This window comes from Paenarthrobacter sp. PAE-2 (genome assembly GCF_026013155.1).
GTDB classification, from domain to species: Bacteria; Actinomycetota; Actinomycetes; order Actinomycetales; family Micrococcaceae; genus Arthrobacter; species Arthrobacter ureafaciens.
Genome location: NZ_JAPDNV010000012.1, coordinates 54,887 through 67,840 on the forward strand (window position 1 = coordinate 54,887; position 12,954 = coordinate 67,840).

The window sequence follows — 12,954 nt, forward strand, 5'->3', positions numbered from 1 at the left end:
CTTCGTTGGTGAGCTAACTCACACAACTATAGTGAAGATTTTTAGCGAGTCAATGGTTTTCTTCAGCAAAGTAAAAAATTTCAGGAAAATGATGATTCCAGCTGGCTGATGGTGCCGAAGACGAAGGCATCGATCTCATCCACCAAGGGCGTCAGGTCGGCCAGCTGCTCCCCGCCGCTGAGCAGCTTCATCCCGATTTCCAGTTCAGCAGCCAGCCGCCGCAAGCAGATCGCTCCCACCATGTGGCTGGACGTCTTGAGGCTGAGCACAGCGTCCATTGCCTCGTCCAGGTCCAGGTTGTCCAAGGCATGATGAAGCCGGGCCACCCGCCACGGCAGCATCGCCACGTAGTTGCGGACGAACGCGTTGACGATCGCTTGGTCGCCGCCGACGTCGGCCCGGAGTTCGGTGAGGACCGAGCGATCCACCAGGGAGTCTGTGCATTCGCCATACTCTGACACCAGACTCCTCCCGCCGCTGCCGAACAATGGATTCACGATTCAACAGTAGGACCAGCCGAACAGCGCACGTGCCCCAAAGTGAAAGCTTGATCCAATCTTGAGCGGACTCAGAGCCAGTCTTGATCACGCTCGACGGCGTATCATTCCTCCGGTTCCAGGGCAGCAGAATCCGCGGGAGCTGCCAAGCGCTGGCTTTTGCCCTCAAGGAAGGCCGTCAGCCGGCTCTCCAGCTCACTGCGGTCCTTGAGTTCGCACTCCCACACCGTGAGCGATTCCCACCCGGACGCCTCCAGTTGCTCGCGCTGCAGGGAGTCGCGCTCGCGGGTCCTTGTGCGTTTGGCCGCCCAGAACTCCGCATTTGCTGCCGGCGCATGGCGCCCTGCCTTGCAGTCGTGGAAATGCCAAAAACAGCCGTTCACGAAGATCACTTTGCGGCGGCCGGCAAACACCAGGTCCGGCCGGCCCGGGAGCGTCGTCGTGCCCGCCCGCCCGTGTAGCCGGTAACGGTACCCCTTGGCGTGCAGGATGCTGCGGACCAGCAGCTCCGGCTTGGTGTTCTTGCCCCTGATCCGGGACATGTTGCGGCTGCGCTGCTCCGGTGTCAGCAAATCCCGGCTCTCGCCCATCCCTCAACAGTAGCGCCGGCTTCACCGCACCGCCGTGGTGTCGGCCCCGTTCCGGTGTCCCCGTGCTGCTGCCGAGGCCGTCACCGGACCACACCGTGGCGGGAGCACTCCGCGGTCCACCCCAGCGGCGTCACCTGGACCTTCATCCGGCGTCGGCACACGGTGCAATAGCGCGGCGGTTCCATCACCAACTGCCGGAGGCAGGGCACGTGAGCCTCCGACGTCGGGCGCTCGCCGTGGGTGCTTGCGGCGCCGGTGGCTTCACCCCCGCAGTGGCCGCAGTAGGCGGTTTCTTCCAGGGCCGCGCTGTTCACAGCGACTTCTGGAGTTCCTTGATGGGCATGTTGAGCTCCACCAGGAGGTTGAGGTCGGCTGTTGCGGGGCGACCCAAGGTGGTCAGGTAGTTGCCCACGATCACCGCGTTGATGCCGCCCAGGAGCCCTTCACGGGTACCGAGGTCGCCGAGGGTCAACTCGCGGCCTCCCGCGTAACGCAGGACAGTGCGCGGCATCGCCAGGCGGAACGCCGCGATGGCCCGGAGCGCATCCTTGCCGTCCATGATGCCTTGGTTTTCCAGCGGGGTTCCGGGCCTGGGGTTGAGGAAGTTCAGGGGGACTTCGTGCGGTTCAAGGGCGGCAAGCTGCGCGGCCAGCTCTGCCCGTTGTTCAAGGCTTTCGCCCATCCCGATCAAGGCGCCGCAGCACAGTTCCATGCCTGCTTCCTTGACCATTCGGCACGTGTCCAAGCGCTCTTCGAAGCTGTGCGTTGTGACCACCTGCGGGAAGTAGCTGCGTGCGGTCTCCAGGTTGTGGTTGTACCGGTGGACGCCCCATTCAGCCAATTGGTCCACCTGGCGTTGGGTCAGCATGCCCAAGGAGCAGGCAATGTTGATGTTGACTTCCTCATTGATGCGGTCGATCGCGAACTTGATCTGGTTCATCAGCTTGATGTCAGGACCGCGCACCGCGGCGACGATGCAGAACTCGGTGGCTCCCGTGGCGGCAGTCTCCTTGGCTGCCTTCACCAGTTCAGGGATGTCCAACCACACTCCGCGCACGGGAGAGTCGAACAGGCCCGACTGGCTGCAGAAATGGCAGTCCTCCGGGCATCCGCCGGTCTTGATGGAGATGATTCCCTCCACCTCGACGTCCTCGCCGCAATGCTTGAGGCGCACCTCGTGGGCCAGCTGCAGGGCGGCCGGAATGGCGTCGTCCGGGAGTTGGAGGATCTCTACAAGCTGATCCTCGGTGAGTCCTTCGCCCCGCTCCAGGACTTGGTCCTTTGCGAGGTCCAGAATGGCGTAACCAGTGGCTTCATGCGTTGCGTCGATGGTCATGGACTCGACGCTATCCGGGGGACGCGTGGCCGATTTTGGAGGGTCGTCACAAAGCAGTCCCCCGGATTTTGGAGCGCGAAGACCTACGGCTTGAGCACCACCTTGATGCAGCCGTCCTGCTTCTTTTGGAACTTCTCGTAGAGCTCGGGAGCGTCGTCAAGTCCACCGGTGTGGGTCACCAGGTGCATGACTCCCAGGGGATCGGCGTCGTCTTCCACCAGGGGCAGAAGCTGGTCCGTCCACCTGCGCACGTTGCACTGGCCCATGCGCAGTTGGATCTGCTTGTCGAACATGGTCAGCATGGGCATGGGATCGGCCTGGCCGCCGTATACGCCGCTCAGTGAAATGGTCCCACCGCGCCTGACCAGGTCCACCGCGGTGTGAAGCGCCGCAAGGCGGTCCACGCTCATGGTCTCCATGGCCACCTGTGCAGGCTTGTCCGGCAGCAAGGACACGGCCTTGTGGAGGAAGGACGCAACGGGGGAGCCATGCGCTTCCATACCCACCGCGTCAACCACGGAGTCCGGTCCGCGGCCCACGGTCTCTTCCTTGATTTGCCCGGCAACATCGGGGCTGTAGTCCATCGTCTCGATGCCGTGGGCTTCGGCCATTGCGCGCCGCTCCGGAACAGGGTCCACGCCGATCACCCGGAAGCCCTTGTACTTGCCGATCCTGGCAGCGAACTGCCCCACCGGTCCCAGCCCCAGGACCGCCAGCGTGCCGCCGTCGGGGACGTTGGCGTACTCCACTGCCTGCCATGCGGTGGGAAGGATGTCGGAGAGGAACAAATACCGTTCGTCGGGAAGGTCGGAGCTGACTTTGACCGGACCGTAGTCGCCGAAAGGCACGCGCAGGTACTGTGCCTGGCCGCCGGGCACGGAGCCGTAGAGTTCGGAATAGCCGAAGAGGGCAGCTCCGGAGCCCTTCTCCTTGACCTGGGTGGTCTCGCACTGGGACTGCAGACCCTGGTTGCACATGTAGCAGCGGCCGCAGGAGATATTGAAGGGCACCACAACACGGTCGCCCTTCTTGAGCCTGTGGACTTCCGGGCCCACTTCTTCCACGATGCCCATGGGCTCATGGCCGATCACGTCGCCCTTATGCATGTAGGGGCCGAGGACCTCGTAGAGGTGCAGGTCGGAGCCGCAAATGGCCGTGGACGTAATCCTGACGATCACGTCCGTTGGTTCCTGAATAGTTGGATCGGGGACTTCGATGACGCTCAATGAGCGCCTGCCTTGCCACGTCACTGCTTTCATACCGGTGCTCTCCCTGCTTTTGGCTGGAGGTGTCCCACGCTGCAGGAGACCATCCCAGCCAAACAGAGTTGGATGACCCGCACAAGGGACGGCGGGCCTCGACACCCCTTGGCCCCGTCATGGATTGAGGCCATGAGCGGAGAACCGAACGAACAGAAGCGAGCACCCGCCGAACCGCAGCAACCGACTGAACCGGCTGGCGTCGAACCTCCCCACAGCGAGCCCGGAAGCGGTGACTTCACCAGCTAGCTGGCCGGTGTCGGCGGACAATTGCGCCCAAATCGTTAGTAAGCAACCTGATAAATAGGTTAATATGATGTAAGGCACAACAGATCGAACTGAACTGACGAGGAGTGGGCAGTTGTCAATCATAGAGAATCCCCTGGTTCCCGACGGCGTTCCACGCAAGCATGCCGACCTGTCCGGCCTACTCAAGGTGCACGGCGAGTACATCCACTGCGGCGAGCCCATGAAGTTCGCCCGGTCATCGGCCCGGAGCATCTACACGCCCCTGTCCACCGAAGAGGACGAAGAGGCCCTCATGGACGTGTACCTGGAAACCCGGGTGCTGCAGTGCACCTGCGGATTCCGCATGGAACTCCCGGCCTAAGACACTCGAAAACCACCCAAGCCGTTCACCAAGGAGGCAATCCACATGGATACCGGGCAAATAGTACTGATTATCGTAGTGGCCGTCGTCGTCATAGCCGCGATCATCATCGCGCTGATGGTGGGGCGCAAAAAGAGGGCCGAAGCCAACCGCCAACGCGCCCTCGACCTGCGGGAGAAGGCAGACCAAGAGGCGGTCAGCGCACATCAGGCCAAGGTGGAGTCCGCGCAGGCCGAGGCCGCTGCTGTCCAGGCCGAAGCCGAGGCGAACCGCCTCCGCCGCGAAGCCGAGCGCAACTCAGCCAAAGCCAAGGAAGCGAGCGGCCGCGTTGAAGAGCACCTGCGCCACGCAGACAAACTTGACCCTGATGCCAACACCCGCGGCAACGGCTCCTCCCGGGACGCCGATGTCCCCGAACACGACGCCCGCGTCCAGAACGCCGAACACGACGGCCACCGCCTGACCCGGGACCGCTCGCACCGCGAAGCCGCCAATGACGGTGCAGGCCAGGGCAACACTGTGCGGGACGGTTCTGTGCGGGATGGTTCTGTGCGGGACGGCGACAGGAACGCCTAGTTTTCGAACAAGACTCTGGAGGGCAGGGAAGTGAGCATCGTGGTGAGGCGAACAGGACAAACGGTGCGGTCGGGCGACGCAAAGCCAAACAGGCACGCAGTGGACGTAGTCCTCAGCCATCTTGGCGAGATCGGTCCGGCCGTGGCAGCGTTGCGGCGCGAGTCTTCACGCCTTGCCGAGTGGGGTGAAGAGTTGGCCCGGGCCAGGCTTCGCGGCGCCAAGGTCTTTGCTGCCGGCAGCGATGGCTCAGCCCATGAGGCCCAGCGCTTCGCTTCCGAGCTCACTGCCCACGACGCCGCCCACCATCCCGACGGCAACCCGGGCACCTTCAGAGCGATCGTGGCCCACAAGGAAGCCGGGGAAACCATCAGCGGCCAGATCCCGGAGTTGGTCAACCGGGGCGACGTCGTGGTGCTGTTGGCTGCCAAGGGCATCACGGACGATCTCCGGGACGCCGCATCAGCTGCCAAGAAAGCCGGCGCCAAGGTATGGGCCCTCACCGGCAGGGAATCCAAGGACCTGGCCCAGGCCGTTAACGAGGCCGTTAACATCAATACGGATCCGCCGCACGCCGAAGAAGCGCACCTCGTCGCCGTGCTTGCCCTGTGCGAGTGCTTCGACGAGGCCATGCGCGAGGTCAACCAGTAGCACTCCCTCTATCACTTCCCGCCCGGTTTTTTCGGGTTGCTCTATCACTTCCCGCCCGTTTTCGTGGGTTGCTCTATCACTTCCCGTCGGGCTTTTTGGTTTGCTCTTTCACGTCCCGCAGCGGAAGGCTCGACGGCGGCGCTCGCCGAGTGCCGCCGTCGAACTTTATCGGCTGGCCGGGCTCCGATCGCGGCGCACGCCTTGCCGCCCATCGCGTCCGGTACCACGGGCGCGTCAAGCGGATAGGGGAGCGGCGGGAAGTCACACGGGGTGCGCCGGGCGGATAGGGGAGCGGCCTCTAACCCGATCAGGTGACAGAGCAATGCGCAAAACCCGTTGGTATGTGAGAGAGGGATGGAAAGAGGGGGAGTCGCCGGTGTGACTTGCGACTCATGACGGAATAGTTGCGGACGCCGCTCAGTTGCCGAGGGTGAACCCGATTCACTCTGAAAGGAACTGCGCATGCTGTTTTCCCCGCTGGCACTCGGTGAGCTTGAACTTCCCAACCGCCTTGTCATGGCCCCGCTGACCCGACTGCGTGCAGGCTTGGACGGCGTGCCGAATGACCTCATTGCAGAGCACTACCGCCAGCGGGCTTCGTTGGGCCTGATCGTGAGCGAAGGCACCTACCCGACGCCCGCCGGCCAGTCCTACACCGGCCAGCCCGGCTTGGTCACCGAGGAGCAGATCGCCGGCTGGAAGAAGGTGACTGATGCGGTCCACGCTGAAGGTGGCAGGATCTTCGCCCAAGTGATGCATGGCGGCCGCGTCTCCCATGCCGACATCACTGGCGGGCATGAAATTGTTGGCCCCAGCCCCGTAGCGATCGACGGTGACGTCCGTACCCCCAACGGCAAGCAGCCCTTCCCGGTTCCCCGCGAGCTGCGCACTGACGAACTTCCCGGCGTGCTCCAGGAGATCGTCACAGCGTCCAAGAACGCTATTGAGGCAGGATTCGACGGCGTGGAACTGCACTCCGCCAATGGTTACCTCCTTCACGAGTTCCTCGCTCCGAACTCCAACGTCCGCACGGACAGCTACGGTGGCTCGCCGGAAAACCGGGCACGCTTCGTCATCGAAACGGTCAACGCCGTAGTGGAGGCCCTCGGCGCCAACCGCGTGGGCATCCGCATCTCGCCCGAGCACAACGTGCAAGGAATCGCAGAGACCGATGCGGCGGATGTCCGGGCCACTTACGAGGTCCTGGTTGACACCATTGCGCCGCTCAACCTGGCATACCTCAGCATCCTGCACCACGATCCCAAGGGTGCCCTGGTCCAGGACCTGCGTGAACGCTTCAATGGCACGTTCCTGGTGAACACCGGGTTCAGCGAGATCACCACGCGCGAGGAAGCCGTCGCGCTTGTTGCCGATGGCCTTGCTGACGGTGTGGTGGTGGGCCGTCCCGCGATCGCCAACCCGGACCTTGCCCGCCGCTGGCGCGAAGGCCTGCCCCTGAATGAGCCGAACGCCGCCACGTTCTACGCCGACGGCGCGGAGGGCTACACGGACTACCCGTTCTACGCCAACTAACCCGCCACCCACTAACCCGCCACCCACTAACCCGGCACCCAACTGGGTCGCATTTGTGCGCGTTTTGCCCGCTTGTCATGTCTCATGACCTTGTAGACACTTCATGTCTCATGACTTCGTGGACGGTTGTTGTCTCACGACTGTGTGGACACTTCGTCTTGGGACTTTGTTTGTCGGCCTCTGCGGGGCGGGTACTTTGTTCGTTTCTTGCGGGTGCCTTGTGGGTCTGCGACGACTCCTGAGGGTTTTCCGTTGCCGACGTAGGTGGTTCCGTGCGGAGGTCTGGGGTGAGTGATGATCTCGGTGCCTTGTGCTCCGAAGAACATGATGGTGGTGTCGTCGTAGATGATGTGCACGGTGGTGCCGGTGTGTTCTTTGCCCATTTTGAAGTGGGTTCCTAGGATCGTCACGGACCCGTTCCGGTTCACTGTTCGGTGCGCGCTTTGCCTGTCCGTTGCGGGCGTGACTTGCTCAGGAACGGTTGGCGGGGGCGTTTTCGGGGTGGCGTTCCAGGGCCTCATAGGGCGTCGTTCCCGCGGGTAGGCCTTGATGTTCGCGTTCGTTGTTGTAGTAGAGATCGAAAGCGTCGACCTGCAGTTGCAGGGCAGCCATTGAAGGGGCCGGGAGTTGCCTGTGCAGGTATCGGTGCAGGGTTTGGTGGAAGCGTTCGTTCTTGCCTTGGGTGGTGGGTTTGTAGGGTTTGCCCGTTATCGGTTCGATGCCTTTGGCTTTGAGGAACTCCACGAGGGCCCCGGTGCGGCCGCGGCGGGTGGGATTCAGTGCCGAGCCGTTGTCGGAAAGGAACTTCTGCGGTGCTCCGTGGCGTTCGATGGCCTGGGTAACGACGGCGATTGCGGCGGCGCTGGTTTCGCCGGGTGCGACCAGGGACGCCAGCGCCAAACGCGAATGATCATCGATGAGTTGGAAGATGGCTACCTTCTTGCCGCTGGCGAGCTGCCATTCGGTCGAGTCGATTTGCCAGCACGCGTTGGGTTGCGGATAGACGAACCTTTTGTAGGCGCTTCGAGGCTTCTTCCGCGGTTCGGGCATCACGACACCGGCCCGGGAAAAGATCCTGGCCACGGTGGCACGCGAGGGCGGTGTGAAGCCTTGTCGTGAGAGCTTCGCGATGACAGAAAGCGGACCGTGGTCCTGCCCGCTCTCCTGCAGTTCCGCCCGGGTACCGAGCAGCAACTCGATCATCGCCTGTGGGGTCAGGGCCGGCATGGTTCTTGGAATCGTGGGCTTTTTCTCCAATGCCTTCACCGGCCCCACCTCGGCAGCCGCCGCCCGGACCCGGTAGAACCAGGCCCGGGAGACATTGTGCTTCCTGCAGAACGCAGTAACCGCGCCTCTGGGCGAATCCTCGGACCACGTTGCCACAGCATGCCGGATCTTGATGTCCGGTTGGGGTTTGCTCATGCATAGCAGCAAACCCGCAAGCTAAGTGTCCACGATGTCCTGAGACAGAGTGTCTACGAAGTCATGAGACAGAACTGTCTATTAAGTCATGAGACTCCACACGCGTTTAGAGCCGTCTAAACGCGCTCTGCTGCGACCTAGTTGGGGGCGTGCGGACGAAATGTGACGCTGGGGAAATGGCTGGGGATAGCTGGGGGATAGCAGGGTAATAGCTGGGGAATGGGTCCGTCCGGGCGTCCTCCTCCCTTCCGGGGGAGCATTCCTATAGGATTTGCTCATGCCTGCAGCTTCCCCGAGCTCCGTCCGTACCGGCCTTCCCGTGAGCCGGCAGGTCCTTGCCGACCACGTTTATGAGGCCCTGCTCGAGTGGTTGATGGATGGCCGGCTCGAGCCCGGAGCGGCTGTGAGCATTGACGGCATGGCCCGGGAACTGGAAGTCTCACCTACCCCCGTGCGCGAAGCGTTGGCACGTTTGGAGCACACGGGGATGGTCCGTCGGGTGGCGCTCAAGGGTTACCGTGTGGCCCCCGTTTTCACCCGAGAGGACTTCGCGGAACTGATGGAAGCCCGGCTTTCCATCGAACCTGTCAATGCCCGCCTGGCCTGTTCGCGGATGACCCCGGACGGCCTCGCAGCCTTGAAGCAGGCCGTAGAGGACCTGCGGACAGCTCCGCGCGGTGGAAGCTTTGCGGAGTACCGCAGCTACCTCGAAGCGGACGAGCGCTTCCACCAGTTGATTGCCGCGCAGGCCAGCAACCAGTTCCTCCTGGCGGCCTATAACACCTTGGGCGGCCAGATCCAGCGGTTCCGGTTGTTCGGGGGAGTGGGCATTACCGACGCCGAACAAGCGATCGCCGAACACCAGGCAGTGTTGGATGCGCTGCTGAGCGGCGATCCTGAGGCCGCTGCCTCAGCCATGACCAAGCACGTAGAGAACGTGCGGGGCCGTGCGATGGCTGACGCGCCCGAAGACTGAGGTCCGTCAGTCCCTGCCCGCGGCCGGGGAAGCCATAAGAATTTTTCCAGCGTCCATGATTCTGCGGGGCCGCACGCCGCCAGGCGCCCTGACGCCGCGTGTTTCCGCACGTCACGGACGCCTATGACGCCGCTCTCCTGATCCCGTGACGGGCTTCACAAACATTTGTATGACATATAGGATCTAGGAAGTTACGCATTCAGGGTTGACAGCGTTAACTTATTCGTAAATCCTATAGGAAACAGGATTCCACGAAGGAGTGATCATCATGGCGTACACCGCCGAAAACTGGCCCATCACCGCGGCCCTCCTGCAGTTCCCGGGCACGGATGCTTCGGGCCAGCAGGTCAACGACGCCGACGCTTCCGTTTGGGCCTCGGTCTTCCAGGAAGTCAAGGACGCCGGTTTTGCCAACGCCGACCTCACGGACAGCTGGGTCCGTCCCGGCGACCTGAGCAAGGCGCGCCTGGCCGAGTTCAAGCAGACCGCTGACGAAGTTGGCGTCGGGATCCCGGTGATCTCCGCGATCCGCCGCAGCGTCATCCACGAACGCGACTGGGAAGACAACCTGGCCTACAGCCACCGCACCATTGACGCCGCAGCAGAGCTTGGCTGCGAAGTGGTTTCCATCGGCCTCCACCAGGCCATCACCCCGGAACAGCAGAAGCAGTTGTGGTTCTGGACCGTGGAAGGCTACAAGGATCCTGTTGATGACAAGGAAGCGTGGGGCAACGCAGTCTCCCGCATCCGTGAAATCGGCAAGCACGCCGCTGAAGCAGGCATCCTGGTCTCGCTGGAGATGTACGAGGACACCTACCTCGGCACCGGCGATTCCTCCGTGCAGCTGGTCCAGGACATCGGCCTGGACAACGTCGGCCTGAACCCCGACCTTGGCAACCTGATCCGCCTGCACCGCCCCATCGAGGACTGGCGCGAGCTTGTCCACAAGACCCTGCCGTACTCCAACTACTGGCACATGAAGAACTACATCCGCGACGAGGATGTTGCCCGCGACAGCTACATCACCATGCCTGCTCCCATGGAAAGCGGCCTCATTAACTACCGCGAGGCCTTCAAGTACGCATTGTCCGTGGGCTTCCAGGGCATCCTCTGCGTTGAGCACTACGGCGGAGACGGCCTGAGCGTCACCGCCAGCAACCAGGATTACCTGCGCCGCCACGTCCTCCCCAAGAACGACGGCTACGCACTGGGCCAGAGCAAGGTAGCCCAGGGTCGCCAGCAGCCCGCATCTACCCAGTTCGCAGGAGTCTAGGAATGACGCAGATCTTCGACAACCCGGCAGAATTCGCCGACGACGCCTTGGACGGCTTCGTCGCTGCGAACCGCAACTACGTTGCCCGCGTTGACGGCGGCGTGGTCCGTTCCACCGAAGTTCCCGCCGGCCAGGTAGCACTAGTGGTTGGCGGCGGTTCCGGACACTACCCGGCATTCGCCGGTTTGGTGGGTCCGGGCCTGGCAGCAGGCTCAGCCTGCGGCAACATGTTCGCTTCCCCGGCAGCCGGACAGGTTTACCGCGTAGCCAAGGCCGCAAACGCCGGCGGTGGCGTCCTGCTGAGCTACGGCAACTACGCAGGCGACGTGCTGCACTTTGGCCAGGCACAGCTTCGCCTCAACGCGGAAGGCATTGAGACCCGCACCGTCACCGTGACCGATGACATCGCCAGCGCCCCGATTGACCAGCTGGAGAAGCGCCGAGGCATCGCCGGGGACCTTACCGTCTTCAAGATCGCCGGTGCCGCCGCGGAAGCGGGCCTGAACCTGGATGAGGTAGAGCGGTTGGCCATCAAGACCAACTACCGCACCCGTTCGCTGGGCGTGGCTTTTGACGGCTGCACGCTGCCCGGTGCCAAGGAACCGCTGTTCCACGTTCCGGCCGGCCAGATGTCCCTCGGCCTGGGTATCCACGGCGAGCCCGGCATCTCCGAGCACCCGATGCCCACCGCGTCCGAGCTCGCCGAACTGCTGGTCTCCAAGCTTCTGGCAGACAAGCCCGACGACGCCGGCGACCGCGTGGTGGCAATCGTCAACGGCTTGGGCACGGTCAAGTACGACGAGCTCTTCCTGCTCTTCGGCAAGATCGAGAAGCTGCTGAGTGCAGAAGGGCTTACCATCGTTGAGCCTGAGTGCGGCGAGCTGGTCACCAGCCTGGACATGTCCGGACTCTCGCTCACGCTCCTGTGGCTGGATGAGGAACTGGAGCAGTACTGGTCCGCTCCCGCCGACACCCCGGCGTTCCGCAAGGGAAGCATGGCACCGCGCGCTGCCCGCACCCAGGCAATTGCGGACGACGCCGAAGCCACCGAGACCGAGCAGGCCACACCGGCTGCCGCTGAACTCGGGCAGCAGGCAGTTGCCTTGCTCGCCCAGGTGAGGGACGTCGTCGTCGAGCATGAAGAAGAACTCGGCAAGCTCGACGCGATCGCCGGCGACGGCGACCACGGTATCGGCATGCGCCGTGGCGTGGACGCTGCGGCCGCAGCAGGCGAGGCCGCGTCGGGATCATCCGTGGCCAGGATCCTGCTGGCTGCCGGCGAGGCCTGGAGCGAAAAGGCCGGCGGCACCTCCGGCGCGCTGTGGGGTTCTGCGGTCATCGCGGCTGGCCAGGCCCTCGGCAACCGCGACTCCTACACTGACGCGGACGCACGCGCGGCAGTGACCGCGTTCGCCAACGCCATCACGGAGCTCGGCAAGGCAGAACCGGGGGACAAGACCATGGTCGATGCCCTCCTGCCGTTCCGGGACACTTTCCTGGCAGAGCTCGACGGCGGAGCGTCGGCTAACCAGGCACTGGCAGCAGCTGCTGCGGCTGCCGAGCCCGCTGCCGCGGCAACCGCGGACCTCCGTCCGCTCAAGGGCAGGGCACGTCCACTCGCGGAGAAGAGCCTTGGCCACCCGGACCCCGGTGCTGTCTCCTTCGGGCTGATAGTCAACCGCATCTCGCAATTCATTGATTCACAACTGGCCATCGCCGCTTCGGCACCGGCCGGAAACGGAGCCACAGAATGAGTACAGCAGCAGGCTGGCGCATAGTCGTCGGCAACGATGAAGCAGGCGTCGAGTACAAGCAGGCCCTGGTGGCCCTCCTCGAAGCAGACCCGCGCGTCGAGTCCGTCACCGACGTCGGGGTGGGAGCCAACGACTCCACCGCCTACCCGCACGTGGCCGTCGACGCAGCCCGCAAGGTAGCCGACGGCGAAGCCGACCGTGCGCTGCTGATCTGCGGCACCGGACTGGGTGTGGCCATCGCCGCGAACAAGGTTCCCGGCATCCGCGCAGTCACCGCGCACGACAGCTACTCGGTGGAGCGTTCCGTCCTGAGCAACAATGCACAGGTCCTCACCCTCGGCCAGCGCGTGATTGGCTTGGAACTTGCCAAGAAGCTCGTGGGGGAATGGCTCGGCCACCGCTTCGATGAAAACTCTTCTTCCGCCGCCAAGGTGGATGCCATCTGCTCCTACGAGCCCAACTACACGAAGGCAGTCTGAT

The 12,954-nt window shown here is 63.5% G+C and carries 15 protein-coding genes; 8 read left to right on the forward strand and 7 right to left on the reverse strand.

Annotation, left to right across the window (positions count from 1 at the left end; genetic code table 11):
* Nucleotides 1-80: 80 nt before the first annotated feature.
* From OCL88_RS09880 to OCL88_RS09900, 5 genes are all read right to left on the reverse strand, one after another.
* Complete coding sequence (locus OCL88_RS09880; RefSeq protein WP_264962386.1) at nt 81-461, reverse strand: Hpt domain-containing protein; 381 nt, start codon at nt 459-461, stop codon at nt 81-83.
* Nucleotides 462-601: 140 nt separating this feature from the next.
* Nucleotides 602-1,087: a very short patch repair endonuclease gene (locus OCL88_RS09885; RefSeq protein WP_264962387.1), complete on the reverse strand. Its 486-nt coding sequence runs from the start codon at nt 1,085-1,087 to the stop codon at nt 602-604.
* An 80-nt stretch (nt 1,088-1,167) separates the two neighbouring features.
* Nucleotides 1,168-1,401, reverse strand: a complete 234-nt coding sequence (locus OCL88_RS09890; RefSeq protein WP_264962388.1) for a hypothetical protein — start codon at nt 1,399-1,401, stop codon at nt 1,168-1,170.
* Nucleotides 1,398-2,423 carry a biotin synthase BioB gene (bioB, locus tag OCL88_RS09895; RefSeq protein ID WP_264962389.1) on the reverse strand — a complete coding sequence of 342 codons (1,026 nt, stop codon included), beginning with the start codon at nt 2,421-2,423 and terminating at the stop codon, nt 1,398-1,400. The genes OCL88_RS09890 and bioB overlap by 4 nt, the downstream gene beginning before the upstream one ends.
* A gap of 83 nt (nt 2,424-2,506) precedes the next feature.
* Nucleotides 2,507-3,682 carry a zinc-dependent alcohol dehydrogenase gene (locus OCL88_RS09900; protein WP_264962390.1) on the reverse strand — a complete coding sequence of 392 codons (1,176 nt, stop codon included), beginning with the start codon at nt 3,680-3,682 and terminating at the stop codon, nt 2,507-2,509.
* A gap of 361 nt (nt 3,683-4,043) precedes the next feature.
* Here OCL88_RS09900 and OCL88_RS09905 point away from each other — a divergent pair, with 361 nt between their 5' ends.
* The 4 genes from OCL88_RS09905 (at nt 4,044) to OCL88_RS09920 (ending at nt 7,049) form a co-directional block, all read left to right on the forward strand.
* Complete coding sequence (locus OCL88_RS09905; protein WP_021472745.1) at nt 4,044-4,292, forward strand: hypothetical protein; 249 nt, start codon at nt 4,044-4,046, stop codon at nt 4,290-4,292.
* A 45-nt stretch (nt 4,293-4,337) separates the two neighbouring features.
* Nucleotides 4,338-4,868 carry a hypothetical protein gene (locus OCL88_RS09910; RefSeq protein ID WP_264962391.1) on the forward strand — a complete coding sequence of 177 codons (531 nt, stop codon included), beginning with the start codon at nt 4,338-4,340 and terminating at the stop codon, nt 4,866-4,868.
* Nucleotides 4,869-4,898: 30 nt separating this feature from the next.
* Nucleotides 4,899-5,516, forward strand: coding sequence for an SIS domain-containing protein (locus OCL88_RS09915; RefSeq protein ID WP_225740050.1), 618 nt, complete (start codon nt 4,899-4,901; stop codon nt 5,514-5,516).
* 462 nt (nt 5,517-5,978) lie between these two features.
* Entirely contained in the window at nt 5,979-7,049 is a 1,071-nt protein-coding gene (locus OCL88_RS09920) for an alkene reductase (protein ID WP_021472742.1), read from the forward strand.
* A 134-nt stretch (nt 7,050-7,183) separates the two neighbouring features.
* On the opposite strand, the gene OCL88_RS09925 is transcribed toward OCL88_RS09920, so the two are convergent.
* Together OCL88_RS09925 and OCL88_RS09930 are read right to left on the reverse strand one after the other, a co-directional pair.
* A complete protein-coding gene (locus OCL88_RS09925) occupies nt 7,184-7,432 on the reverse strand; it encodes a hypothetical protein (RefSeq protein WP_021474539.1) in 249 nt (82 codons plus the stop codon).
* Between the two features lie 88 nt (nt 7,433-7,520).
* Nucleotides 7,521-8,471: a DDE-type integrase/transposase/recombinase gene (locus tag OCL88_RS09930; protein WP_264962392.1), complete on the reverse strand. Its 951-nt coding sequence runs from the start codon at nt 8,469-8,471 to the stop codon at nt 7,521-7,523.
* Nucleotides 8,472-8,748: 277 nt separating this feature from the next.
* Here OCL88_RS09930 and OCL88_RS09935 point away from each other — a divergent pair, with 277 nt between their 5' ends.
* From OCL88_RS09935 to OCL88_RS09950, 4 genes are all read left to right on the forward strand, one after another.
* Entirely contained in the window at nt 8,749-9,447 is a 699-nt protein-coding gene (locus tag OCL88_RS09935) for a GntR family transcriptional regulator (RefSeq protein WP_264962393.1), read from the forward strand.
* Between the two features lie 268 nt (nt 9,448-9,715).
* Nucleotides 9,716-10,720: a sugar phosphate isomerase/epimerase family protein gene (locus tag OCL88_RS09940; protein WP_264962394.1), complete on the forward strand. Its 1,005-nt coding sequence runs from the start codon at nt 9,716-9,718 to the stop codon at nt 10,718-10,720.
* 2 nt (nt 10,721-10,722) lie between these two features.
* On the forward strand, nt 10,723-12,474 hold the full coding sequence (dhaL, locus tag OCL88_RS09945) for a dihydroxyacetone kinase subunit DhaL (RefSeq protein ID WP_264962395.1): 1,752 nt from the start codon (nt 10,723-10,725) through the stop codon (nt 12,472-12,474).
* Complete coding sequence (locus tag OCL88_RS09950) at nt 12,471-12,953, forward strand: ribose-5-phosphate isomerase (protein WP_021472738.1); 483 nt, start codon at nt 12,471-12,473, stop codon at nt 12,951-12,953. The genes dhaL and OCL88_RS09950 overlap by 4 nt, the downstream gene beginning before the upstream one ends.
* Nucleotide 12,954 lies beyond the last annotated feature (1 nt).

Excerpts from the sequence above, each read along its gene's own strand:
- OCL88_RS09950 (WP_021472738.1), top strand. The coding sequence starts at position 12,471 with ATGAGTACAGCAGCAGGCTGGCGCATAGTCGTCGGCAACGATGAAGCA.
- OCL88_RS09910 (WP_264962391.1), top strand. The coding sequence starts at position 4,338 with ATGGATACCGGGCAAATAGTACTGATTATCGTAGTGGCCGTCGTCGTC.
- OCL88_RS09885 (WP_264962387.1), bottom strand. The coding sequence starts at position 1,087 with ATGGGCGAGAGCCGGGATTTGCTGACACCGGAGCAGCGCAGCCGCAAC.
- OCL88_RS09920 (WP_021472742.1), top strand. The coding sequence starts at position 5,979 with ATGCTGTTTTCCCCGCTGGCACTCGGTGAGCTTGAACTTCCCAACCGC.
- OCL88_RS09930 (WP_264962392.1), bottom strand. The coding sequence starts at position 8,471 with ATGAGCAAACCCCAACCGGACATCAAGATCCGGCATGCTGTGGCAACG.
- OCL88_RS09935 (WP_264962393.1), top strand. The coding sequence starts at position 8,749 with ATGCCTGCAGCTTCCCCGAGCTCCGTCCGTACCGGCCTTCCCGTGAGC.
- OCL88_RS09925 (WP_021474539.1), bottom strand. The coding sequence starts at position 7,432 with ATGGGCAAAGAACACACCGGCACCACCGTGCACATCATCTACGACGAC.
- OCL88_RS09900 (WP_264962390.1), bottom strand. The coding sequence starts at position 3,682 with ATGAAAGCAGTGACGTGGCAAGGCAGGCGCTCATTGAGCGTCATCGAA.
- bioB (WP_264962389.1), bottom strand. The coding sequence starts at position 2,423 with ATGACCATCGACGCAACGCATGAAGCCACTGGTTACGCCATTCTGGAC.
- dhaL (WP_264962395.1), top strand. The coding sequence starts at position 10,723 with ATGACGCAGATCTTCGACAACCCGGCAGAATTCGCCGACGACGCCTTG.
- OCL88_RS09940 (WP_264962394.1), top strand. The coding sequence starts at position 9,716 with ATGGCGTACACCGCCGAAAACTGGCCCATCACCGCGGCCCTCCTGCAG.